Origin of the sequence: Caballeronia sp. LZ033 (assembly GCF_031451265.1) — a bacterium.
In the GTDB taxonomy this organism is placed as follows: Bacteria; Pseudomonadota; Gammaproteobacteria; order Burkholderiales; family Burkholderiaceae; genus Caballeronia.
In genome coordinates, this window is record NZ_JARUXQ010000001.1 from 3,087,831 (window position 1) to 3,110,132 (window position 22,302).

Sequence of the window (22,302 nt, forward strand, 5' to 3'; positions counted from 1 at the left end):
CCATCATGATCCGCTGGCTGCTGACCACCTTCATCGCGCTCGCGATCCTCTCCGGCTCGATGCCCTGGCTCAGGAAGTTCGGCATCGGGCGGCTGCCGGGTGATTTCACGCTGCGGCTGTTCGGCCGGGAATACTCGTTTCCCTTCATGTCGACGCTGCTGCTTTCCCTTTTGCTCTCACTGATCGCGCGCGCACTCTGAGGTCGGACGATCAGACGCCCAGCGCGTCCTTCACGGCGGCGACCCGTGCGTCGTGTACCGCATCCTTGATCTTCGACGGCTGGGCCGCGTGCTGTTGCGCGACGGCGCCGGCATCGACGGAACGGGCCGCAACGAGCGCCTCGCGCAGCCGCTCCGCCTGCGGATACGGTTGCCGGTCGAGTCCCAGCCGGCCGCGCGCGTCGGCCACGCACGCCTGCAAGGCCTCGGCGAAACGCGCCGGCTTGCGCAGCGCATCGGCGCGTTCGAACAGCCGCACCAGCGCGGCCGCGCCCATTTCCATCACGCGATGGATGTTGCCGTGCTCCCGCGCGACCAGCACCGCCAGGTCGCGGCATTCGTTGGGCACGCGCAGGCGTTCGCACAAGGGCCGCAGCAGATCCACGCTGCGGCCCTCGTGACCGAGATGGCGCGGCAGGATGTCTTCCGGCGTGGTCGCCTTGCCGAGATCGTGCGTCAGCGCCGCGAAACGCACCGGCAGCGCGAAGCCTTGCGACGCGGCGTAGTCGAGCACCATCATCACGTGCACGCCGGTGTCCACTTCCGGGTGATAGTCGGCGCGCTGCGGCACGCCCCACAGCGCATCGACTTCGGGCAGGATGCGCGCCAGCGCGCCGCAGCCGCGCAGCACCTCGAACATGCGTGACGGCTTCTTCTCCATCAGCCCGCGCGACACTTCCTGCCACACGCGCTCGGGCACGAGCGCATCGACTTCGCCGGCCGCGACCATCTTTTGCATCAGCGCGGCGGTCTCGGGCGCGATGTTGAAATCGGCAAAGCGCGCGGCGAAACGCCCGACGCGCAGAATCCGCACCGGATCCTCGATGAACGCCTCGCCCACGTGCCGGAACAGCTTGTTCGCGAGATCGGCCCGGCCGTCGAAGGGATCGATGACGGGACCCGTCAGCTCGCCCGCCGGCGTGACTTCGCGGGCCATGGCGTTGATCGTGAGATCGCGCCGCGCGAGATCTTCTTCGAGCGTCACGTCCGGCGAATAGTAGAACTGGAAGCCGTGATAGCCTGCGGCCGTCTTGCGTTCGGTCCGCGCGAGCGCGTATTCCTCGTGCGTCTCGGGATGCAGGAACACCGGAAAATCCCGCCCGACCGGCCGATACCCCTGCGCGACCATCTGTTCGGGCGTCGCGCCCACCACGACGTAATCGCGATCCACTACCGGCACGCCGAGCAGTTCATCGCGGATCGCGCCGCCGACCGCATAGATGTTCATCGCGCCGCCTCGCGCGCGCCGTCGATCCACGCGGCCACTGCCGACAATGCCGTGACGCGCCGCGCGTAGTCCAGCGAGATCTGGCTCAGCTTCGGCGCATAGGAGTTGAAGCGCATGACGACGGGCGCGTACATCGCGTCCGCAATGCCGAACTCGCCGAACAGGAACGGCCCGCCCGACGCCGCGAGGCACTCGACCCAGATGGCTTCGATGCGCGCGATGTTCGCGAGCGCACCCGGCGTCGCGCCCGTGCCCGGCGCGTGGACCGAGAGGTTCATCGGCATGTTCTGGCGCAGGTCCGCGAAACCCGCGTGCATCTCGGCGCTGATGCTTCGCGCGCGTGCCCGGGCGGCGGCATCGCGCGGCCACATCGCGTGCTGCGGGTGCAGTTCGGCAATCGTCTCGGCAATCGCCAGCGATTCCCACACGGCAGCGCCCGTATCGGTGATGAGGCATGGCACCTGGCCATTCGGCGAAAGCGCCAGAATCTGCGCCTTCGTGTCGGGCTGGTTCAGGCGGATCAGCGTCTCCTCGAACGGGATGCCGAAATGCGTGAGCAGCACCCACGGACGCATCGACCAGGAAGAATTGAGCTTGTCACCGATAACGAGTTTCATGCGATCAGAGTAAGGGGTTCAGCGGTGCGCGGTGGCGCGGAAGGCGTCGAAGCGCGAGCGCGATGCATTGCCGGTCAGGTACAGCGGCGCGATGGCCTCGATGCTCGCCGGTTCGTCGATGCCGAGTTCAGGCGCAAGCGGCCCGCTCGCGATGTTCGGCGTTTTCATCGAGTCGAGATTGTCGCGCGAAATGAGCGGCTCGCCGGGCGCCATTTCCATGGTCATCGCCTGCAGACGGCCAAGGCTCTCCGGCAGCTTGATGATGCGCGAATGCTTGCCGATGGTCGCGCCCGCGAAGCGCACCAGTTCCGCCAGCGTATAGACGCCGGGACCCGCGAGTTCATAGACCTGATGGCCGGCGGCGTCGAGATCGAGCACGTTGACCATGGCCTTCGCCACGTCGCCAACGAAGACCGGCTGGAACTGCGCGTCGGCGCATGCGAGCGGAATCACCGGAAACATGCGTTCGAGGAACGCGAACTGATTGAGCAGATTGTCTTCAGGGCCGAATACGACCGAACTGCGGAACACGGTCCAGTCGAGTCCGGACTCGCGCACGATCTTTTCGCCCTCACCCTTCGAGCGCAGATACATGCTCGGGCCGTCGACATCGGCGCCGAGCGCGCTCATGTGCAGCAGCCGCCTCACGCCCTTCGCCGCGCACGCCGCCGCGATCTTGCGCGGCAACTCGACATGCGCCTTCGCGAACTCCGGCCCATACGGATCGCCGCGCCGGCCCTGCAGCACGCCGACGAGATTGATCACCGCATCGCACTGGTCGATGAAGGCGGCCAGCTGCACGGGATCGTGGACATCGGTTTCGATCACGTCGATGGGCAGCCGCGTCAGATGTGCGGCACTGGCGCGACGGCGCGTGGCCACGCGCACGTTCTTGCCGAGATCGACGAGTGCATTGACGAGATGGCTGCCGATGAATCCCGATCCGCCGATCAACGCTATGTGTTGGTGTCGCATGGCTCGCCTCTTGGGTCGTGGCTGGACGGACGTGTCTTGAAAACCGTCTTGAAAATCTGAAGCGGGAAAGACAACGCCCGCGAATCCTTTCCAGGACACGCGGGCGTGAGGTTCGCTTGGGGACGCCGTCAGGGAGCGATGTAGCCCAGACGCGCCTTCAAGGACTGCGGACGGCCTTCGAACAGCGCGGCATAGTAGACGGTGTTCGACAGCACGTTCTTCACGTAATCGCGAGTCTCGGTGAACGGGATGGTTTCAGCAAAAACCGCGCCCTCCACGGGCGCCCGCAAGTCCTGCCGCCACTGCCGCGGCCTGCCCGGCCCGGCGTTGTAGCCGGCGGTGGCGAGCACAGGCGAGTTGTCGAATTGATTGTAGATCATCGACAGGTAATTCGTGCCGAGCAGGATGTTGGTGTTTATCTCGTTCATCTGCGCGCGCGAGACCGGACCCATGCCGATCTTCTTCGCGACGAGCTGCGCCGTGCCCGGCATCAGCTGCATCAGGCCGCCCGCGCCCACTTCCGAACGCGCGTTGATGATGAAGCGCGATTCCTGGCGGATCAGCCCGTACGCCCACTCGACGTCCAGGCCGGTGTTCTGCGCGTCACGCTCGACGATATCCCGGTACGGCGACAAGTAGCGCAGCGAGAAGTCGTGCTCGGCCTTGGTCTTGTCGGCGGTGTTGACGGTGCGGTCGAGCAGTTCGATGCGCTTCGCATACTGCGCGGCGGCGAGCAACTGGCGGTCCGTCATCGTGCGCAGCGGCCAGTTCCATTCGCGATTGCCTTCGAGCCGCATGTTCAGCGCATAGAACCGTTGCGCCAGCGCGAAGCCCGGCACCGACTGCATCTGCGCGATTTCCTCGTCCGTCACGGTGGTGCGCGGCGGCACGGTGATCTTCTGTCCCAGTTCTTCCAGCGCGAGCTGGCCATAGAAGTTGAACTGGTCCGCGATGCTCTGGAATTCCTGATTCGCCGTGGCCGTGTCGCCGGCCTGCTTGACGGCGCGTGCATGCCAGTAAACCCACGACGGCTGGCTGCGCAAGCCGGGCGGCATCTGCTCGATGGACCAGCGCACCATGTTCCAGTCGCCGGCGAGCAAGGCGCTGCGAGTACGCCACTCATACGCCGGGTTCGACAACTGCGCATTGGCCGAGAGCCGGTACCAGTCCGCCGCCGACGGCATGCGCTTGACCGCCGCCTGATAGCCGATCGTGCCCCAGCCGATGGCGCGCTCGGTCGGCGTCAGGCTCGGCGCGACGGAGCTGAACGTGGCCGCGGCCATGGCCGGATCGTTGCGGGCCATGCGCGTGATGGCGAGCAACGTGAGCTGATGCGCCGGGGTGTTGGGCATCACGCCACGCGCGAGATAAATGGGCGGCTTGCTGACGGCGTCGTCGAGCAGCGAGTCCTTGGGCTTTTCCTGACCCAGCGTCTCGACGATGTTGCCGCCGGTGTTGGTGTAGTTCTGCTCGTAGGCGAGACGGATCTGCTGCCAGATGTCATCGCTCGTGAACTGGCCCGACTCGGCCAGCGCGCCGATCAGGTCGACACAGCCGTCGCCGTACCATTTCGGATCGACAAGCAACGCGCGCGCGGCATCCGCGACGTTTTCACCGCGCGACAGGCGCGCCTCCAGCGCGTAGCACTTGACCTGCGTGTCGTCGTTGAGCACGAAGCGCGCGTATTGCTGCTCGAAGTTCTTCCAGTCGTGACGGCTGCCGAGCACCACCAGGTAGTCGTTGCGCATGCGGTCTGCAATGGCCTGGCCGTCATAGCGCTGCAGGAACGACAGCACGGGCGCATCCGGCGCGTCGATGCGCGCGTGACCCTGCGAATCGAACAATTGCGGCTTGAGCGTGAAGTATTCGAGATAGCTCGGCGCCGGATAGGACGGAATCTGCGCGGCGAGCGCAGCGGCTTTGCCGGCGTCGTTTGCGCGGGCGGCGTCGCGCAACTGCAGGAAGATGCGGTCGTCGGAACCGGGGGTGAAATCGGCGTCGGGAGGGACAGCGGAGGCCGTGCCGCAGGCAACGAGGGAAAGCGCGGCAAGGGCGGCGCAGACCGCGGGATATACTCGGTTGAGGCGTTTTGACATCTTTATTTCTGGAGCGCGAATGGTCTTGAAGCGAGTCCTGAGGTCGGAAGAAAGCATATCACGCAACGTTTGCGCGACATCGGAACACGCGCCGGAGAAATTGCTTAAGAGTGAGCCCAAGAGTGCGCTGCGCGCGACCCTGCTCGAACGTCGCGAAGCGCTGGCTGAACAGCCGGGTTACGCCGCCCTGCACGCCGCCCTCGCCGCGCGCCTGCGCGAGGCCCTCGAACGCCACGCGGCGCAGTGCGTCGGCTTCTACTGGCCGGTGGCGGGCGAGTTCGACGCGCGCGATGTCATCACGCGCTGGCTCGCCGAAGACGCGTCACGTGAAGCGGCGCTGCCGGTCGTCGTCGAGCCGCGCGCGCCGATGGTCTTTCACGCATGGCGCGCCGATATGCCCATGAAGGAAGGCCGCTACCGGATTCCGGTGCCTGCCGAAGAACGCGTCGGGGTGCCGGATCTGCTGCTGATTCCGTGTGTCGGTTTCGACGCGGATGGTTATCGGCTGGGATATGGCGGCGGCTATTACGACCGCACGCTGGCCGCGTGGCCGGGTGCGCGGCGGCCGGTCACGCTGGGCGTCGCGTTCGAGGCATGCCGCTGCGGCGCGCTGCCGCGCGAAATCCACGACCTGCCGCTCGACGCGATCGTCACGGAAGCCTGAGCCGGGCGCTACCTTGATTTATAGCGATGCCGCCGCGCGTGCGGCGGTGTCATACAGACCGGAAGCATTGCGCATCAGCTGCGCCGCTTCGCCGATCTGCTCGTTGGTGAGGCCGCTCTCGCGCAGCGTCTCGATCAGGCAAGCCTCGCGCACCTCGCGATACCGCCCGCACAATTCGCGCCCTGCCGGCGTCGCGGAGAAGAACACTTCCTTGCCGGTCTTCTCGCTCTGCACATAGCCGCGCCCGACCAGCTTCTTGAGCGCATAGGTGGCGACGTGCGTGTCCTCGATATTCAGCACGAAGCAGATGTCGGCGAGCTTCTTCTTGCGGTCGCGATGGCTCACGTGGTGCAGCAGCGACACCTCCACTGCGGTCATGTCCTTGGCTCCCGCTGCCGACATGCAGCGCACCATCCAGCGATTGAACGCGTTTCCCGCCATGATGAGCCCGTACTCGAACTCCGACAGTTCCGCGCTGGTTTCGGACACGAGATGTTCGGAGGAGACGATCTTGGTGGGATGGCGCGGCATGGCATTCGCCCGTTATTAGTGTGCGTTGGAGTGTAGCGCAGGGCGTTTTTACCAGCGTACCGCGCGCCTCGGCGAAAACCTGTATTGATAATTTCTTGATAATTTATTGACAATGTACCATTCTGCGACGATGCGATGAGCGCCCGACCGGCACTTTTTCTTGTCGCGAAACAGCGAACTCAAGGCATGACCCAACCCAGTATTCATCCGCTCGGCGATTCCGCGCTGGTGCTCGACACCGCGCCGCCCGCCACGCTCGACTGCCAACGCCGCGTCTGGGCGCTGGCGGAACACGCCCGCCTGATGCCGCACGTCGTCGAAGTCGTGCCGGGCATGAACAACCTGACCCTCGTGTTCGACCCATTGGAAGTGGACTACGAAACGCTCGCGGCGCAGCTGCAGAGCGGCTGGGACGCCGTCCAGGCCACTGAAGCCGAGGCGGCTGAGATCGAGATTCCGGTGCGCTACGGCGGCGCGGACGGCCCGGATCTCGTCGAACTGGCGCGGCAGGTGGGCCTGTCCGTTGATGAAGTCGTGAAGCGGCACACGCAAGCCGAATACATCGTGTTCTTCCTGGGCTTCCAGCCGGGCTTCGCCTACCTGGGCGGGCTCGACCCCGCGCTGCACATGCCGCGCCGCGCCGAGCCGCGCCTCGAAGTGCCGGCGGGATCGGTGGGGATCGGCGGGGCGCAGACGGGCATTTATCCGGCGGTGTCGCCGGGCGGCTGGCAACTGCTTGGCCGCACCGAACTCAAGCTGTTCGATCCGGCCAAAAACCCGCCGACGCTGATGCAGCCCGGCGACCGCGTGCGCTTCACGGCGCTGGAGGTCCGCGCATGATCGACGTGATTCGCGCGGGCGTGCTCAGCTCGGTACAGGATCTTGGCCGCCCCGGCTATCGCCATCTGGGCGTGAGCTCGGGCGGCGCGCTCGATGCGCTGTCGCTCGAAGTGGGCAACCGCATCGTCGGCAACCGGCCGGATGCGGCGGGCATCGAGGTCACCTTCGGGCCGACCGTGCTGCGCTTCAAGCATGCGACACGCATTGCCATCGCTGGAACCGATTTCGGCGCCACGCTCGACGACAAGCCGGTCTATTCCTGGTGGAGCCTGCCGGTGCGCGCGGGCCAGGAACTGACGCTGCGCGCGGCCAAGCGCGGCATGCGCTGTTATGTGTGCATCGCGGGCGGCATCGACGTGCTGCCGATGCTCGGTTCGCGTTCCACCGATCTCGGCGCCTGCTTCGGCGGTCTCGGCGGCCGCGCGCTGCGCGACGGCGACCGTTTGCCCGTCGGCGTGCCGCAGCCGCACAAGGGCATTGCGTTCTCACCGGAAGAGCCCGCGTTCGGCGTGAAGGCGCCGGCGTGGTGCAAGTTCGTGCTGGTCGACGAACCGGTGCGGCGCGGCCGTCACGCGCCGGGCCTGGCGTGGGCGGTCCCGGTGCGCGTGCTGCGCGGTCCGGAATACGACAGCTTCGGCGATGCCGCCCAGCAGGCCTTCTGGAACGAGGAATGGACCATCACGCCAAACAGCAACCGCATGGGCTTCCGCCTCGCGGGCACGGCGCTCGAACGAACCCGCAAGGTGGAACTGCTGTCGCACGCGGTGTTGCCCGGCACGATCCAGGTGCCGCCGAACGGCCAGCCCATCATCCTGATGGGCGATGCCCAGACCACGGGCGGCTATCCGAAGATCGGCGCGGTCATCCGCGCGGACGTGTGGAAGCTCGCGCAGGTGCGGCTGAACGGCGGCGTGCGCTTCATCGAGACATCGGTGGAAGAGGCGCGCCATGCGCTCGCGGAAGAACGCCAGTATGTGAGCCAGGTGGAAACGGCCATCGCCATGCACGAGGAACGCATCGCGCGCGCAGGCGCATGAGGGCCGCGCCGGACGCCGCGCGTCGCGCGCAACATTCAACGTAAGGACTTGTACGAAACATCATGGAAATCGATCTCAATGCCGATCTCGGCGAAGGCTGCGGCACCGACGAAGCGCTGCTCGACCTCGTCAGCTCCGCCAACATCGCGTGCGGCTGGCACGCCGGCGGCGCCACCGCGATGCGCGACTGCGTGCGCTGGGCCGTCGAGAAAGGCGTGGCCATCGGCGCGCATCCGAGCTTCAACGACCCGGAGAACTTCGGCCGCAAGGAAATGGACCTGCCGCCCGAAGAGATCTACGCGGGCGTGCTGTATCAGCTGGGCGCGCTGTCGGCGATCGCGCAGGCGGAGGGCGGGCGCATCGCGCACGTGAAGCCGCACGGCGCGCTCTACAACCAGGCGGCGAGAAGCACGGACATCGCCGATGCGATCGTCTCCGCGGTGCGCGACTTCGACCCGTCGCTGCTCGTGTTCGGACTCGCCAACAGCGGGCTGGTGGAGGCCGCGCGGCGCGCCGGACTCATCGCGATCGAGGAAGTGTTCGCGGACCGCGGCTACCGCGCGGACGGCTCGCTCGTGCCGCGGAAGGAACCGGGCGCGCTGCTCGACGATGAAAACCTCGTGCTCGACCGCACGCTCGCGATGGTCCGCGAACAGCGCGTGCAGGCCGTGTCGGGCGAATGGGTGCCGCTCAACGCGCAGACCATCTGCCTGCACGGCGACGGCGCGCACGCGCTGGCGTTCGCGCGCCGGATCCGCGGCGCGCTCGCCGATGCGGGCATCGAGGTTCGCGCGGCGCACGCCGAATGACGCCTTCTCACTGAGTCAAAGCGCATCCCGCGCAACCGGGGCGCGTCAGCAAGCGGCCGGCAGAGCCGCGCAGTCGCAAGCAGCAAACCACAAGCAATAAAACCACGCGCCCGGTTCGAGGCGTGACGCTTGATCCGTTTGGAGAACTCATGGCAACCGCAGTCAACACCGCAGTCAACCTATGGCCGCTCATTGGCGTGGCCGTCATCATCGTGGGCTTTGTCCTGCGCTTCAATCCGATGCTGATCGTCGCCGCCGCCGCGATCATCACCGGGCTGGCGGCGCACTTCCCGGTCGAGAAAATCCTGACCGCGATCGGCAGCGGCTTTCTCAAGACCCGCAACATTCCGCTCATCATCTTGTTGCCGCTCGCGGTGATCGGACTGCTGGAGCGTCACGGCCTGCGCGAACGCGCGCAGATGTGGATTTCCAGCATCAAGGCGGCGACGGCCGGGCGCCTGCTGATCGTCTATCTGTTCGTGCGCGAGATCACGGCGGCGGTGGGCCTGACCGGGCTCGGCGGTCATCCGCAGATGGTGCGCCCGCTGCTCGCGCCGATGGCCGAAGGCGCCACCGAAGCCCGCTACGGCAAGCTGTCCGATACGGTGCGCCACAAGCTGCGCGCCTACTCGGCGGCGACTGACAACGTCGGCCTGTTCTTCGGCGAGGACATCTTCGTGGCGTTCGGCGCGATCGTGCTGATGACCACCTTCCTGAAGGAGGCGGGCATCGTGGTCGAACCGATGCATGTCGCCGTGTGGGGCATTCCCACGGCGATCTGCGCCTTCCTGATCCATGGCTTCCGCCTGTGGCTGCTCGACCGCAGGCTCGCGCGCGAACTCGGCGCCCTGACACGCAACGTCGCCGGAGAGAAGGCATGACGCTCACGATCAACTATCTGTTCTATCTCGTCGGCATCGTGCTCGTGGTCGTCGCGGGCATGATCCTCACGGACAAGTCGCATCCGCGCCGGCTCACCGCGGGCGGTTTCTGGCTGATCTACGCGCTGATCTTCCTGATCGGCGACTGGATTCCGGTGCCGGTCGTCGGCGTGCTGGTAGTCGCGATGGCGCTGATCGCCGGGTTCGGCGGCGTCACCGGCGCGAAGCCGAAGATGCTCTCCGAAGAAACCCGTCGCCAGAGCGCCGTGCGTCTCGGCAACAAGCTCTTCATTCCGGCGCTGACCATTCCGGTCGTGACCGTCGTCCTCACGCTCGGCGCGAAGTATCTGGTGTTCGGCGGCACGCCGCTGATCGAACTGAAGAACGTGACGCTGATCGGCTTCGGCGTCGGCTGCGTGATCGCGCTGGCGATTGCCTGCGTGATGACGCGCGATACCGTCGGCCAGTCGATGCGCGAAACGCGCCGCCTGATCGACGCGCTGTCGTGGGCCGCCGTGCTGCCGCAGATGCTCGGCATGCTCGGGCTGGTGTTCTCGGATGCGGGCGTGGGCAAGGCCGTCGCGCACGTGACGACCGCCTACGTCAACATGGACTACCGCTTCGTCGCGGTGGCGGTGTACGTGATCGGCATGGCGTTGTTCACGATGGTCATGGGCAACGGCTTCGCGGCGTTCCCGGTGATGACGGGCGGCGTCGGCGTGCCGATCCTGGTCGGCGTGTTCCACGGCAATCCCGCGACGATGGCCGCCATCGGCATGTTCTCGGGCTACTGCGGCACGCTGATGACGCCGATGGCCGCGAACTTCAACATCGTGCCTTCCGCGCTGCTCGAACTGCCCGACAAGAACGCGGTCATCAAGGTGCAGGTGCCGACCGCGCTGACGCTCCTGATCGCCAACATCTTCCTGCTGAACTGGCTGATGTTCATCTGAGCATCGGCGTGAGAGCACGCGGCTTCCGCGTGCTCTCGTGAAACTTCCCTCCTCGCAGTCCCCTTCCTTTCTTCCGCTTGTTTCCGCTTGTCAACCGCGCGCCTGCGTCCATAGCCGAGGCGGTTCGTCTCGTCCACTTCCCACGCGGCATCAGAACTTCGACGCAGGTCCGTCCGGATTTTTTGATGCTCGTCATCAGCATTGCAACCCGTGAGCATTGCGCTCAGGCATTCGAATGCGCGCGTGTGATCGCGATATTGGGCGCGGGAGTCAGAACCCTCTGACGACTGTCATTTGCACGAATCGGACACCGTCCAGATTCAGAGCGCGCCTATGGTTGCATCCCGCGTCGATCAAGGAGACTGCGCACGTTTGGTTCGGCGCTCGCTCGACAAGTGAGGATGCAGAGTTGCTCCGCAAGTAACTCGTTGGCGTACTGCGTGCGATGCCGATCGCGTGTTTCCTGAATGAACCGAGGCGTGGCTTTTTCCGCCTTTCGCACATCGCGACTTTCGGGGAACTGATCTTTCGTCATCGATCCTGTCATGCGTTTGCCGACTTACAGCCATTTTCTGAATTTCCCGGCGGCCCCCGATTTGCTGTTTCGTTTGCTCGAGACGCTGCTCGTCATGGTCTGCTCGCTGGTCGCCGAAAGCCGCTTCGGTCACGCGGCCAACGCGGGTTACGACAGCGCCGTCACGGCCTTCGCGATCGTATTCGCGTTGAGTCTGTCGTCCGGTCTCCGTCTCAAGCGTCCGGCCCGGCGGGCATTGGCGCGGCACGTCCTGCTGCCGGCGCTGGGCTGGATCGTGTGCGAAGCGCTCGCGGTCGGGGTGGTCAACCGGATGCATCGCGGCTACGCGCCTTCGATGGACTGGTTCGTCTGCCTGAGCGGCCTGACGGCGGGTGGCGTGATCCTCTGCCGACTTGGTGAACGCATGGCGGGCGCGCGACGCTTTTCAGTGGCGGTGGTCGGTCGCGGCGAGCGCTGCGCGGCATTCGTGCGGCGCGTGATGGCGATGCGCGACGCGGGGTGCGGGATCGGCGCCGTATTCGACCTGGATCCTGAATCGGATGCGCGTTACCCGGGCGCGCTGCGCTTGCGCGACATCGAGACATTCGCCGCGCACGTGCGCGCGCATCGCATCAACGAAGTGTGGCTCGTGCTGCCGCTCACCGACGAAGCGACGCTGCAGCGCTTTCTCGAGACATTCCGTAACGATTTCGTCAACATCCGGTTCATTCCGGACGTCCGCGGCGTCGCGCGCTTTCGCAGCGAGAGCGCCGATCTCGATACCACGCTCGCCATCAACCTTGTCGCGGCGCCCCTCACCGGCGATGCGGTCGCCGCCAAGACGCTGTTCGACCTGGTCTTCGCCACCTGCGCGATCGTGGCGTGCGCGCCGCTGCTGATTGCGATCGCGCTGGCCATCAAGGTGTCGTCGCGCGGCCCGGTGCTGTTCCAGCAGCGGCGTCACGGTGCGAACGGCCAACCCTTCCAGATTTACAAGTTCCGCACGATGCGCGTGCATCAGCGCGAAGACGGCGTGGTGGTGCAAGCCACCCGGAACGATCGGCGCATCACGGGCGTCGGCGCCTTCCTGCGCCGCACCAGCCTCGACGAGTTGCCGCAGTTCTTCAATGTGCTGCGCGGCGACATGTCCGTGGTCGGCCCCCGGCCGCATGCGATCGAGCACGACGCGCTGTATCAGAACATCGTCGACGACTACATCCACCGCTATCGCATCAAGCCCGGCATCACCGGCTGGGCCCAGGTCAACGGCCTGCGCGGCGAGACGAGCTCCGTGGAGATGATGCGGCAGCGCGTCGAACACGATCTCTTCTATCTCAGCAACTGGTCGTTCGCGTTCGACTTGCGCATCGTCGCGGCGACCGTCGTGCGCGGCCTCGTGCATCGCAACGCGTACTGAAGTGCAGGAACCCGACATGAAGCACTCGATACCGTCCCACATCGTCGCCGCGCTCGCGCTGACGGGGCTGCTGGGCGCCTGCGCGTCGGCGCCGGGCTTTCACATGCCGGTCGGCCCGAACGTGGCGGCGGGTCAGGAGGACAGCCGCTACACGGAGCCTTCGGCAGCCGCGCCCGCGCTGCCGGTCACGGAACTCGACCTGAGTCTCGTCCAGCGCTTCGCCGCCGAGCGCAAGGGACGGCAGGACCAGCAGGCAAAGCGTCTGTTCGCTGCGCCGGAGACCTATACGGTCGGCGCAGGCGACGTGCTGCAGATCGTCGTCTGGGACCACCCGGAGTTCGCCGCGGCGCTCGGACCGGCGCAGGGCCAGGGATCGGCGAAGGCGAGCGATCCGGCGGCAGGCTTCGTCGTGGACCAGGACGGCACGCTCCAGTTTCCGTACGCGGGCACGCTCAAGGTCGCGGGCCTGCGCACGGAGCAGATCCAGCAGCGCCTGCGCGCCGCGCTCGCGGCCTATCTGATCAAGCCGCAGGTCACCGTACGCATGGCGTCGTACCGCTCGCGCCAGGTCTATGTCGACGGTGAAGTGCGCAGCCCGGGCGCCCTGTCGTTGACCGACGTGCCGCTCAGTTTCTACGACGCCGTCGCCCGCGCGGGCGGCTTCAGCGAGAACGCGGATCAAAGCGATGTAGTCCTGGTGCGCGAGGGCGTCTCGCAGCGCATCGACGTGCCGCAGCTGCTTGCGCAGGATCTCAGCCCGTCACGGCTCTACCTGAGGGCCGGCGACATGTTGCGGGTCGCATCGCGCGATGAAAACGCGGTCTATGTGCTGGGCGAAGTCAACAAGCCGGGTTCCGCGCGGCCGCGCCGCGACGGCCGCCTGTCGCTCGCGGACGCGCTCGCTCAGGCGGGCAGCATCAATGCGAACACGGCCGACACGGCGCAGATGTTCGTGATCCGTTCACTCGATGGCACGCCGCAAGTCTTCCATCTCGACAGCCGTTCGCCGGTGTCGATGCTCGTCGCGAAGGACTTCGAGCTGCAGCCGAACGACGTCGTCTATGTCGACGGCAACGGCCTCGTGCGGTTCAACCGCGTGCTGACCTTGCTGATGCCGCTGATCAGCTCGGGACTCACGGCGGGAGTGATCGCGAAATGATCCGCTCCGTGCTGATGGTCTGTGAGGGAAACATCTGCCGTAGCCCGTTGGCGGCGGCGCTGCTCGCTCAGGCGATGCCGGGGATCGAGGTGGGATCCGCCGGCACGCATGCGCTGACCGGCCAGCCGGCGGACCCGCAGGCTGTCGAACTGATGCGGGCGCGCGGCATCGACCTGTCGGGTCACGTGGCGCGCCCGGCGAGTTCCGTATTGCTGCGTCGTCACGATCTCATCCTCGTCATGGCGCTCGGCCAGCGCGAGACGCTGCTCGCGCGCCACCCCTTCGCGCGCGGCCGTGTCTACCGGCTGATGCACGCCGCCCAGCGCGATGTCGGCGATCCATACCGGCAGGGCCGCGCGGCCTTCGAAGCTGCGCTCACGCACATCGAATCCGGCCTGCGCGAATGGCTCGGCCGTCTGCGCCCTGCCTCGCATGCCACGCCCTGAACCCGACCAGCGCAATCGCACCGTCCGACCGGCCGCTGCCCCGGTGCGCCGCGCTCCACTTTCCAGATAGATCCATTCATGCCCTACCCCGATCGACACGGCCTGGCCGCCAGCGCCGAACTCGATGTCATTACGCTCCTCGACACGCTTCTCACGAACGCGCGGCGCATCGTCCTGATCGTGTCCGTGGTCGGGCTGGCCGGCATCGGCTGGAGTTTTCTGTGGCCGCCGAAGTATCAGGCGGACATCCTGATCCAGGTCGAGGACGGCGCCGCCGCAGGCTTGGCCGGCAATCTTCCCAGCCAGATGTCGACGTTTTTCGACGTCAAGTCCTCCGCCGCGGCGGAGGCTCAGATCATCACGTCGCGCCTCGTGGTCTCGCGCGCCGTCGAGAGGCAGTATCTGCACATCGAGGCGGCGCCGGTGCGTTTCCCGTTGATCGGCGATTTCGTTTCGCGCTTTCAGGAGGGTCCGCTCGCTCCCGGCGTGTTCGGCTTTGGCGGCTACGCATGGGGCCGCGAGCGCGCCGACGTGAGCCGCTTCGACGTGCCGGCGCCATGGCAGGACGAGCCCTTCATGCTAAAGGTGGAGGCCGGAGGCCGATACACGCTCGCCGGCGCCTTGCTCGACGTCCCGCTGCACGGGCGCGTCGGCGCCGAGAGCCGCGTGAACACGCCGTCCGGGCCGCTGATCATCACCGTGGCGAGCCTCGACGCGCGTCCGGGCACCGCCTTTTCCGTGATCCGGCACGGCTTCGACGACACCGTCGTCAAGCTCCAGCAACGCCTCGACGTCCAGGAAAAGGTCAGGCAGTCGGGCGTGATCGTCGCGACCTTGCTGGGACGCGACGCAGAGCGCACCAGCCGCACGCTGCGCGAGATTGGCGAGCAGTACGTCCGCCAGAACGTGGAGCGCAAATATGCCGATGCGGCTCAATCGCTCGGCTTCCTGATGGCGCAACTGCCTGAGCTGAAACGGCAGCTTGATGACGCGCAGGCGCGCTACACCCGCATGCGCGACGAGCGCGGCGTCATCGATGTGCCGACGCAGATCGCGACCGGAATGCAGCAGCAGGCGGAAGCGCGTGCCCAGTTGATCGTCCTGCAGCAGAAGCGCGCGGAACTCGCGACCCGCTACACGCCGCAGCACCCGGGCGTGGTGGCGGCGGACCGGCAGATCGCGCTGCTGCGTGCGCAGATCGCCGCCTTCGACTCCGCGCTGGCCCGCCTGCCCGATATCGAACAGACGGCCGCCCGGCTCACGCTGGACGTGAAGGTCAGCACCGACCTCTATACCTCGACCCTCGCCAACGCGCAGCAGTTGCAACTCGTCAAGGCCGGCAGGGTCGGCAGCGTGCGGATGATCGACGCGCCGATCGTCGCGCAAGATCCCGCGTGGCCGAAACGGCCGCTCGTGGCGGCCGCTTCGCTGCTGGGCGGCCTGCTCGCCGGCCTTGCCTATGCATTCGTGCGGGAGTTCCTGGCCGGCGCGGTCCACTCGGCCGATGAAATCGAGCGCGGCACGGGCTTGCCGGTGCTGGCGACGGTGCCCTTTTCAGCCGCGCAGCGTTTGCTTCGAACTGCGCTCGCGAGCCCGGAAGCCACGCGTGCCGCGCTGCTCGCCGTCGAGGCGCCGCACGATCGAGCCATCGAAAGCCTGCGCAGCCTGCGCACCGCGTTGCGCATGACCGGGCCGGATACGCCGGGCAAGGTGGTCGTAATCACGGGCGCGGCACCGAATGCCGGCAAGTCGTTCATCGCGCTCAATCTCGCCGCGGTGCTGGCCGCGACGGGCTTGCGTGTGCTGCTCATCGATGGCGATCTGCGCAGACCCTCCCTCAATGTCTGTCTGGGCGTGACGCGTGGCCCCGGCTGGTCGGACCTGATTGCGGGAAGCGTGAGCCCGGAGCGTGTCATTCACCGGATCGAAGCGCCTCGTCTGGATTTCGTCGCGGCGGGCTCACCGTCCGACCGCCCCGCCGAATTGCTGCTGTCCGCGCGGGCCGGCGAGCTGATCGACGCCCTGCGCGGCGCGTACGACTTCGTACTCGTCGACACGCCGCCGGTTCTCGCGGTGGAGGACGCGGCGTCGTTCACGTCGCAGGCCAGCGCGGTGTTGCTGGTGGCGAGAGCCGGCGAGACCCGGCTCGGCGAACTGAACGAGACGGTCAAGCGCCTCGGACATGGCGGCACGAAGCCCGCAGGCCTGATCCTCAACGGGCTGTCGATGCGCTCCGTCCGCGCGTCGCTGGGCAGAACGGGCTACCGCAGTTATGGCTACGGCGAGCCCCCCAGGGCGCAATGGCGAACCGCCCTTTCGTTGCTGCGCAGCCGGATGAAACGCACATGAAGCCGCCCGTTTCCATCAAGGGCAGCATGACGCCTGCCCGCGGGCGGCAGGCGCGCGCGGCCGACGTCGCAGCACAGCGCCGCCTGCGCGTCGCCATCGTGGTGGAAGCCGCGGCCGGCGGCATCGCCACCCATCTCGCCGATCTGCTTCCCGGTCTCGCGAAGCGCGGCGTCGAGGTGCATCTGATCGCGCGCCCCGATGGGGATCGCTTCGATTCTCACTGGCTGACCGCCGACTGCCTTGCCTCATGCTCGACGGTCACGCGCCTGCCCATGCAGCGCGCCATCGGCGCACGCGATCTCGTGTCCTTCGCGCGGCTCTACAGGACGCTCGCCGCGCTGCGACCGGACCTCGTGCACTCGCACAGCTCCAAGGCCGGCGTGCTCGCGCGCGCATGCCGCGGGCCCTGGCGTCACGTCTACACGCCGCACGCGGTCTTCACGCTGAATCCCACGCTCGGCGCCGTCGCGCGGCGGGCGATCGGCGCTGTCGAGGGCGGTTTCGGGCGCAGGCTGACCGATCGCATCATCGCTGTTTCGGATGACGAAGCGCGTCACCTGCACGAGGACCTGCACATCGGCCGCCCGCGTATCGCGACCATTCATAACGGCGTGCCCGAGTTCGAGCGCGTGAGCCGTGAAGCGGCGCGGCGCCGCCTGGGCCTGCGCGATGACGCCTTCGTCGTCGGCCTGGTGGGGCGCTTCGCGTTCCAGAAGGGTATCGATCGCTTCGTGTCGATCGCACGTCAGGTCGAGGAGCGGCTCGGCCGGCGCGTGCAGTTCGTCTGCATCGGCAGCGGCGACTTCTGCGCCGCGGCCGGCGTGGCGCTCGACGCGCTGCCGGCCAATCTGCACGTCGTCGGCGCCGTGCCCAACGCCCGGCGCTACTTCGGCGCATTCGATCTCTGCGCGCTGCCGAGTCGCTACGAGGGCTTCCCCTACGTCTATGTCGAATCGGTCGCCGCCGGCGTGCCGATCGTGTCCACGCGCGTCGCGGGCGCGGACGCGCTGGTCGCCGCACGCGACACCGGCGTCGTCGTGCCGAATCACGACGACCCGACGCCCTTCGCCGAAGCGGTGATCGCGCTCGCGACCGATGCGCAACGGCTCGCGCGGCTCAGATCCAACTGCGCGAGCGCTGCCGCCCATTTCACCTCCGAGCGGATGGTGGACGAAACCCTCGCCGTCTATCGGCAATGCATCCACGCCTGAACCATGAAAACGATCGAAAACATCGTGCTGTTGCACGCCTATAGCCGTCGCAATTCCGGTGACGGGTTGCTGGTCGATCTGTCCGCCGCCCTGTTGCGCGAGGCCTTCGGCGCACGCATTCGACTGGCTGTCGTTGCCGCGGACCCGTCGTCGTTCCCGGAATACGACGACGTGCTGCCCGCGCCGGTCATCGCGTCGAGCGGTCTTGCGCGGGTCGCCGCCGCGGCGGGCACCGCCTGCCGCGTCGTCACGCCCGCGGCGGCGCGATTGCGCGAGCGTCTGTCGCAGTGCGATCTGATCGTCGGGGTCGGCGGCGGCTACTTGCGTGCGCGCAATGGCGTCGAGGCGGCCAAGCTGGCGCTCGGGCATCTCGTGCAGGCGGACGCCGCACGCGCCGCGCGCAAGCCAACGGTGTATCTGCCGCAAAGCATCGGGCCGGCGATGAGCTGTTCGTCCGCCCTGTCGGATCGGGCCGCCGGCCGGCTGCGCGAAGCACTGGCGGGGTGCGCTACGGTGTGCGTGCGCGACGACCGCTCCGAGGCCTTTCTTGCCGGCAACGCGAACGTCATGCGCATGCCGGATCTGGCCGTGCTCGAATTCGCCCGGTCGCGCGACGCCGCGCTGGCGCAGGCCGCAGCACGTCCGCACGGCGTGCGGCACGTCGCCCTGGTGCTGCGCGACGCGCCGAGCTGGAGCCGCCCGCAACGCGAACGCTACGCGCAGTCGACGCGCGAACTGATCGCCTTGCTGCGCAACGAGTGCCGGCTCAGTTTCGCGGTGCAGAGCACGGGGCGCGGCAACGACGACGCCGCCTACTACCGGCGGCTGGGCATCGGCGAAACGCTGCCGGGTCTGCGCCATCTGCTGGAGCACGACACGCCGGATGTGGTCGTGTCGGTGCGCCTGCACGGCGCACTCGAGTCCCTGTTGCATGGCGTGCCCGCGTTCCATCTCAGCTACGAGCGCAAGGGCTTCGGCGCGTACGGCGACCTCGCCATCCCGCGCTGGGTGGCGAATGCCGCGGATTTCGACGCCTCGTCGGTCGTGCAGCGCCTGTTCGCGCCGCACGCGCTGCCGGCGTTCTGGGACGCGACGGAGCGCGCGCTGACGCGTATCGCCGGGCAGCGGGCCGCGCTCATCGAGATACTGCGCCACGCCGCGGGCACGAAGACGATGCTCGGCCATCCGCGCCGCGACGCGCAGCGTCCGGTCGAAGCCTGAGGAACCGCGACGATGGTCTGGCGCCTCCTGTCGCGTGCGCTGTCCCTTGCGGCCAAGTTCGGACTGACGATCGTCCTCGCACGCACCTTGGGCCTGGGCGCGGTCGCCGACTACGGCTTGGCCGTCGCCGCTTCGGTCATCGCGTCGAAATTGTGCGGACTTGGTTTCGGCGCCGAACTGAACCGGCGCTTGAGCGAAGCGGATCCGCGTGCCGCGATCGCCACGGCGCGTGCGCTGCGGCGCGTCTATGGGATGCTCCATGCGAGCGCCCTGTGCGGCGCCATGACGGCTTCGCTGTGCGGCTGGCTCCCGGGCGCCGCATCCGACCCGCGAACGCTGGGTCTGCTGCTGTTGGTCGCGGCCAGCGAACACTATGCGATGGAGGTCAACGCCTATGTGTTTTCGGTGCACCGCGCGCGCGCCGGCTCCGCGATGTTGTTCGTGCGTACCGGCGGCTGGTCCGTCTTCGCCATAGCCGGTCTGCTGACGGGCGCGCTTGACGACGTGCGGGCCGTCTTCGTGCTGTGGACGGTGACGAATCTCGCGGTCATCCTGTGGGGCTGGGCGCTGCTTTCACGGCTGGCATCGGACGGCCGCATGCAGCATGGCGCGGCGCGTCCGGCAGCGGCGCTGCGCCCGGTCTGGCGCGCAGGCGTGCCGTTCCATGTCGGCGGCGTGCTGCTCGCCGGTTTGCAGTACGCGGAACGCCTTATCGCGTCGGCCTTGCTCCCGGCCGGGGAAGTCGGGCGCTACGTCTTCCTGTGGTCGGTCGCGAATGCGGTACAGACGATCGCGTTCGCGAGCGTCGGGGTGATCGCGGGGCCGCGTCTGGCGCGGGCGGCGGGTGGCTTGCAAGAGACCTGGCGCGCCACGCTGCGTGCGTCCCTGCGCAGTAACGCCGCCGTGAGCGTGGCGGTGGCGCTGGGCATCGGCTGTGCCGCTCCACTCATCTTCTGGATGGCGAAGGAGCGCGCCACGGGGTTTGCCTGCCTGACCCTCGCCGTTCTGCTGGTTTCGTTCCTGCTGCGCTCCACGGGCGATGTGCTCTGGGCCGCCTGCATCGCGCGTAGCAGGGGGCGTCGGATCGTCGTTGCCCTGTGCTGCGCGGCGCTCGCTTCGCTGCCCCTTTCTTTCTGGCTCATTGCCGGTGACGGCGCGGGTCCGGGTACCGTCCGGATCGCGCTGGCTCATCTGCTCGCCAGCACCACGGCGCTGATCGCGCTCGGATGGGCCCAGCGCGGCCAACCGGCGGGAGCGCGCGCCGATGCTTGAGCGGATCATGCTCACGGGTCCCCGTCTCAGCCGCGGCGTGACGGCCTGGCTGGCGGGACTGGCTTCGTGCGCGTACCTTCTGCTGTTCGTGGCGGGCAGGTCGCTGCTGCCCGACTTTCTGTTTCGGGACGCCGACAAGATCCAGGCGCAGATGGACGGCGCGAGCACCTACGAGGGTTCGTCCTTCGATGCGGTGGGCCAGTTTTTTGCGCTCTTCGGTCCGACGCTGCTCGATGTCCTCGTGGTCGCGATTGGCATCGGGTTCATCCAGTGCATGCTGGCCCGCGCCAGACATGCCGGGGCGCTGGGGGTGGCGCTTCTGCTCGGCGCGCCCTGTGTCTTCTTCAACTTGTTCGTTGCATCGAAAGATACGCTGGTGGTGGCGATCTCACTGCTGATCGTGTGGTCGCTCGCGCGATGGCGCGTGGCGTTCACGGTGGCGGTCGGCGTGGGCGCCTATGTCGTCTACGCGCTGCTGGTGCGCCGCTATTTCCTGCTGATCGGCGCGGCTGCCGCGGCCGTGCTGCTGTTCCGGCGTGCCGGCCGGCGCGGACGGATCGTGCTGGCGGGCCTGCTCGTGCTCGCCCTGCTGCTGTTGCCGTCGGGCGCGTACACCGCGCTCTTGCTGCCCCGCGACATGGCGGTCGACTATCTCATGGTCCAGTCGCCCTTCGGCGCGCGCACGAGCTTTCACAATCTGATGCCGCCGGATTCCTTCGCGGCGTTCTGTATCGACTATCTCCATGCCGTGGTGAGGCTGCATCTGCCGCTGCTGTTTTCGCCCGATCCGCGCGGCCCTTCCGGCACATCGCCGACGCGAACCCCGTCATGGACGTGCTCGCGTGTCTGGTCATGGGGCATATCGCCGTTTCAATGCTGTTCGAGCCCGATCTCGGCAGCTACGTGCGGCATCTGTCGAGCGTGTCGCTCTTCTGCATGACCCTGCTCGCTGCCCGGGCCGATGCCGCCCGGTCCCTGCATGCCGGGCATCAGCGGCCGCCGGACGCCTTGCCGACATAGTCGAGCACCGGTGCGAGCGCGGGCTTGGGCGCGCCGTCGGCGTCGACGAGGCCGAAACTGCGTTCCCGCTCATTGCCCGCCCGCGCGGTGTCCTTCCACTCGTAAAGGGAGACGAGGGAGGCGCTCAGTGTGTCGAGCGCGGCAACGAACGCATCGACGCGGCTTGCCTGCCCTGCCGGGCTGCTCGTGACTGCGCCCCGGGACGGCGCGCCCCATTCGGTGATGGCCGCAGGCAGCCCGTAGCGGTCGCGCAGACGTCGGGCGGTGGCGTTGATCTGGGCGGAGGTCATTCCGTATGCGTGATACGACACGGTATCGATGCAGCCCGGCGACGCTGCGAGCACGGCGTCCAGCAGCGCTCCGGCCGTATTGTCGCGGCGCGGCGCGTGCGCAAAGCCGAAGCCCGCCACTGGAACGTGAAGCGGCGCGCGCCGGAGTTCGTCGCAGACGCCGTGCATGAACGGCGCAAAGGTCTCGCGGACGTTTCCCGTGGGCCAGTAGCGGTCCAGATCCGGCTCGTTCCACAGCTCGATGCCGATCAGTTCGGGCGCATAGGTGCGCGCCACGGCGCGCACCTGCATGCCGAAACGCTTGCCGGCGAGGTTCAGAAGCCGGCCGCCCGTCTCGCCCGATGCCAGCAGCGGACGGGTCGAGCGCAGGGTCAGCAGGACGGGCAGCCTGGCGCGCGTCGCGAGGTCGAAAGCCGACGCGACACGCTGCATGTAGGCGGTATCGTCCATGTGGTCCGTCCATACGCCAAGGCGAATGAAACGGAAGCCGGCGCGCGCGATCGCTCTGGCGTCCTGCTCAGTGAAGGTCTCGATCTTGACCTGCACGCCGACAG

The 22,302-nt window shown here is 67.5% G+C and carries 21 protein-coding genes; 15 read left to right on the forward strand and 6 right to left on the reverse strand.

The annotated features are described in order from the left end of the window. Positions 1-5 precede the first annotated feature (5 nt). Complete coding sequence (locus QCE62_RS14440; RefSeq protein WP_309810593.1) at positions 6-200, forward strand: DUF2905 domain-containing protein; 195 nt, start codon at positions 6-8, stop codon at positions 198-200. Between the two features lie 10 nt (positions 201-210). Here the strand turns inward: QCE62_RS14440 and QCE62_RS14445 are convergent, their stop codons facing one another. The 4 genes from QCE62_RS14445 to QCE62_RS14460 all read right to left on the reverse strand — a co-directional run bounded on the left by QCE62_RS14445 (position 211) and on the right by QCE62_RS14460 (position 5,134). After that, on the reverse strand, positions 211-1,446 hold the full coding sequence (locus QCE62_RS14445; RefSeq protein WP_309919024.1) for a multifunctional CCA addition/repair protein: 1,236 nt from the start codon (positions 1,444-1,446) through the stop codon (positions 211-213). Further along, positions 1,443-2,063, reverse strand: coding sequence for a glutathione S-transferase family protein (locus QCE62_RS14450; protein WP_309919027.1), 621 nt, complete (start codon positions 2,061-2,063; stop codon positions 1,443-1,445). The genes QCE62_RS14445 and QCE62_RS14450 overlap by 4 nt, the downstream gene beginning before the upstream one ends. A gap of 18 nt (positions 2,064-2,081) precedes the next feature. Further along, positions 2,082-3,038, reverse strand: a complete 957-nt coding sequence (locus tag QCE62_RS14455) for a complex I NDUFA9 subunit family protein (RefSeq protein WP_309919031.1) — start codon at positions 3,036-3,038, stop codon at positions 2,082-2,084. A 128-nt stretch (positions 3,039-3,166) separates the two neighbouring features. Continuing rightward, positions 3,167-5,134: a transglycosylase SLT domain-containing protein gene (locus QCE62_RS14460; protein WP_309919034.1), complete on the reverse strand. Its 1,968-nt coding sequence runs from the start codon at positions 5,132-5,134 to the stop codon at positions 3,167-3,169. Positions 5,135-5,153: 19 nt separating this feature from the next. Here QCE62_RS14460 and QCE62_RS14465 point away from each other — a divergent pair, with 19 nt between their 5' ends. After that, complete coding sequence (locus tag QCE62_RS14465; RefSeq protein WP_309919037.1) at positions 5,154-5,798, forward strand: 5-formyltetrahydrofolate cyclo-ligase; 645 nt, start codon at positions 5,154-5,156, stop codon at positions 5,796-5,798. An 18-nt stretch (positions 5,799-5,816) separates the two neighbouring features. On the opposite strand, the gene QCE62_RS14470 is transcribed toward QCE62_RS14465, so the two are convergent. Further along, complete coding sequence (locus QCE62_RS14470) at positions 5,817-6,329, reverse strand: winged helix DNA-binding protein (RefSeq protein WP_309810607.1); 513 nt, start codon at positions 6,327-6,329, stop codon at positions 5,817-5,819. Positions 6,330-6,515: 186 nt separating this feature from the next. Here QCE62_RS14470 and pxpB point away from each other — a divergent pair, with 186 nt between their 5' ends. The 13 genes from pxpB (at position 6,516) to QCE62_RS14535 (ending at position 21,378) form a co-directional block, all read left to right on the forward strand. After that, positions 6,516-7,169, forward strand: a complete 654-nt coding sequence (pxpB, locus tag QCE62_RS14475; RefSeq protein WP_309919040.1) for a 5-oxoprolinase subunit PxpB — start codon at positions 6,516-6,518, stop codon at positions 7,167-7,169. Then, positions 7,166-8,206: a biotin-dependent carboxyltransferase family protein gene (locus QCE62_RS14480; protein ID WP_309810612.1), complete on the forward strand. Its 1,041-nt coding sequence runs from the start codon at positions 7,166-7,168 to the stop codon at positions 8,204-8,206. Before pxpB ends, QCE62_RS14480 begins: the two co-directional genes overlap by 4 nt. 62 nt (positions 8,207-8,268) lie before the next feature. Beyond that, a complete protein-coding gene (pxpA, locus tag QCE62_RS14485) occupies positions 8,269-9,015 on the forward strand; it encodes a 5-oxoprolinase subunit PxpA (protein WP_309810614.1) in 747 nt (248 codons plus the stop codon). A 149-nt stretch (positions 9,016-9,164) separates the two neighbouring features. Then, positions 9,165-9,896: a DUF969 domain-containing protein gene (locus QCE62_RS14490; protein ID WP_309919044.1), complete on the forward strand. Its 732-nt coding sequence runs from the start codon at positions 9,165-9,167 to the stop codon at positions 9,894-9,896. Next, positions 9,893-10,849, forward strand: coding sequence for a DUF979 domain-containing protein (locus tag QCE62_RS14495; protein WP_309919047.1), 957 nt, complete (start codon positions 9,893-9,895; stop codon positions 10,847-10,849). The genes QCE62_RS14490 and QCE62_RS14495 overlap by 4 nt, the downstream gene beginning before the upstream one ends. A 545-nt stretch (positions 10,850-11,394) precedes the next feature. Next, positions 11,395-12,780, forward strand: coding sequence for an undecaprenyl-phosphate glucose phosphotransferase (locus tag QCE62_RS14500; protein WP_309919049.1), 1,386 nt, complete (start codon positions 11,395-11,397; stop codon positions 12,778-12,780). Between the two features lie 16 nt (positions 12,781-12,796). After that, positions 12,797-13,939: a polysaccharide biosynthesis/export family protein gene (locus QCE62_RS14505; RefSeq protein WP_309919051.1), complete on the forward strand. Its 1,143-nt coding sequence runs from the start codon at positions 12,797-12,799 to the stop codon at positions 13,937-13,939. Further along, positions 13,936-14,385, forward strand: a complete 450-nt coding sequence (locus QCE62_RS14510; protein ID WP_309919054.1) for a low molecular weight protein-tyrosine-phosphatase — start codon at positions 13,936-13,938, stop codon at positions 14,383-14,385. The genes QCE62_RS14505 and QCE62_RS14510 overlap by 4 nt, the downstream gene beginning before the upstream one ends. A gap of 78 nt (positions 14,386-14,463) precedes the next feature. Beyond that, the gene (locus QCE62_RS14515) at positions 14,464-16,734 is read left to right on the forward strand and encodes a polysaccharide biosynthesis tyrosine autokinase (RefSeq protein ID WP_309919057.1); all 2,271 of its coding nucleotides are present in this window, start codon (positions 14,464-14,466) and stop codon (positions 16,732-16,734) included. Beyond that, complete coding sequence (locus QCE62_RS14520) at positions 16,731-17,945, forward strand: glycosyltransferase family 4 protein (RefSeq protein WP_309919060.1); 1,215 nt, start codon at positions 16,731-16,733, stop codon at positions 17,943-17,945. Before QCE62_RS14515 ends, QCE62_RS14520 begins: the two co-directional genes overlap by 4 nt. Positions 17,946-17,948: 3 nt before the next feature. Continuing rightward, positions 17,949-19,166 (forward strand): polysaccharide pyruvyl transferase family protein, encoded by a 1,218-nt coding sequence (locus QCE62_RS14525; protein ID WP_309919062.1) that lies wholly within the window; start codon positions 17,949-17,951, stop codon positions 19,164-19,166. Between the two features lie 12 nt (positions 19,167-19,178). Continuing rightward, a complete protein-coding gene (locus QCE62_RS14530) occupies positions 19,179-20,438 on the forward strand; it encodes a polysaccharide biosynthesis protein (RefSeq protein WP_309919065.1) in 1,260 nt (419 codons plus the stop codon). Positions 20,439-20,445: 7 nt separating this feature from the next. Then, positions 20,446-21,378 (forward strand): hypothetical protein, encoded by a 933-nt coding sequence (locus QCE62_RS14535; protein WP_309919068.1) that lies wholly within the window; start codon positions 20,446-20,448, stop codon positions 21,376-21,378. 49 nt (positions 21,379-21,427) lie between these two features. Here QCE62_RS14535 and QCE62_RS14540 read toward each other — a convergent pair whose 3' ends face one another. Beyond that, entirely contained in the window at positions 21,428-22,198 is a 771-nt protein-coding gene (locus QCE62_RS14540; protein WP_309919071.1) for a hypothetical protein, read from the reverse strand. Positions 22,199-22,302 lie beyond the last annotated feature (104 nt).

Excerpts from the sequence above, each read along its gene's own strand:
- QCE62_RS14440 (WP_309810593.1), top strand. The coding sequence starts at position 6 with ATGATCCGCTGGCTGCTGACCACCTTCATCGCGCTCGCGATCCTCTCC.
- QCE62_RS14445 (WP_309919024.1), bottom strand. The coding sequence starts at position 1,446 with ATGAACATCTATGCGGTCGGCGGCGCGATCCGCGATGAACTGCTCGGC.
- QCE62_RS14450 (WP_309919027.1), bottom strand. The coding sequence starts at position 2,063 with ATGAAACTCGTTATCGGTGACAAGCTCAATTCTTCCTGGTCGATGCGT.
- QCE62_RS14455 (WP_309919031.1), bottom strand. The coding sequence starts at position 3,038 with ATGCGACACCAACACATAGCGTTGATCGGCGGATCGGGATTCATCGGC.
- QCE62_RS14460 (WP_309919034.1), bottom strand. The coding sequence starts at position 5,134 with ATGTCAAAACGCCTCAACCGAGTATATCCCGCGGTCTGCGCCGCCCTT.
- QCE62_RS14465 (WP_309919037.1), top strand. The coding sequence starts at position 5,154 with ATGGTCTTGAAGCGAGTCCTGAGGTCGGAAGAAAGCATATCACGCAAC.
- QCE62_RS14470 (WP_309810607.1), bottom strand. The coding sequence starts at position 6,329 with ATGCCGCGCCATCCCACCAAGATCGTCTCCTCCGAACATCTCGTGTCC.
- pxpB (WP_309919040.1), top strand. The coding sequence starts at position 6,516 with ATGACCCAACCCAGTATTCATCCGCTCGGCGATTCCGCGCTGGTGCTC.
- QCE62_RS14480 (WP_309810612.1), top strand. The coding sequence starts at position 7,166 with ATGATCGACGTGATTCGCGCGGGCGTGCTCAGCTCGGTACAGGATCTT.
- pxpA (WP_309810614.1), top strand. The coding sequence starts at position 8,269 with ATGGAAATCGATCTCAATGCCGATCTCGGCGAAGGCTGCGGCACCGAC.
- QCE62_RS14490 (WP_309919044.1), top strand. The coding sequence starts at position 9,165 with ATGGCAACCGCAGTCAACACCGCAGTCAACCTATGGCCGCTCATTGGC.
- QCE62_RS14495 (WP_309919047.1), top strand. The coding sequence starts at position 9,893 with ATGACGCTCACGATCAACTATCTGTTCTATCTCGTCGGCATCGTGCTC.
- QCE62_RS14500 (WP_309919049.1), top strand. The coding sequence starts at position 11,395 with ATGCGTTTGCCGACTTACAGCCATTTTCTGAATTTCCCGGCGGCCCCC.
- QCE62_RS14505 (WP_309919051.1), top strand. The coding sequence starts at position 12,797 with ATGAAGCACTCGATACCGTCCCACATCGTCGCCGCGCTCGCGCTGACG.
- QCE62_RS14510 (WP_309919054.1), top strand. The coding sequence starts at position 13,936 with ATGATCCGCTCCGTGCTGATGGTCTGTGAGGGAAACATCTGCCGTAGC.
- QCE62_RS14515 (WP_309919057.1), top strand. The coding sequence starts at position 14,464 with ATGCCCTACCCCGATCGACACGGCCTGGCCGCCAGCGCCGAACTCGAT.
- QCE62_RS14520 (WP_309919060.1), top strand. The coding sequence starts at position 16,731 with ATGAAGCCGCCCGTTTCCATCAAGGGCAGCATGACGCCTGCCCGCGGG.
- QCE62_RS14525 (WP_309919062.1), top strand. The coding sequence starts at position 17,949 with ATGAAAACGATCGAAAACATCGTGCTGTTGCACGCCTATAGCCGTCGC.
- QCE62_RS14530 (WP_309919065.1), top strand. The coding sequence starts at position 19,179 with ATGGTCTGGCGCCTCCTGTCGCGTGCGCTGTCCCTTGCGGCCAAGTTC.
- QCE62_RS14535 (WP_309919068.1), top strand. The coding sequence starts at position 20,446 with ATGCTCACGGGTCCCCGTCTCAGCCGCGGCGTGACGGCCTGGCTGGCG.
- QCE62_RS14540 (WP_309919071.1), bottom strand. The coding sequence starts at position 22,198 with ATGGACGATACCGCCTACATGCAGCGTGTCGCGTCGGCTTTCGACCTC.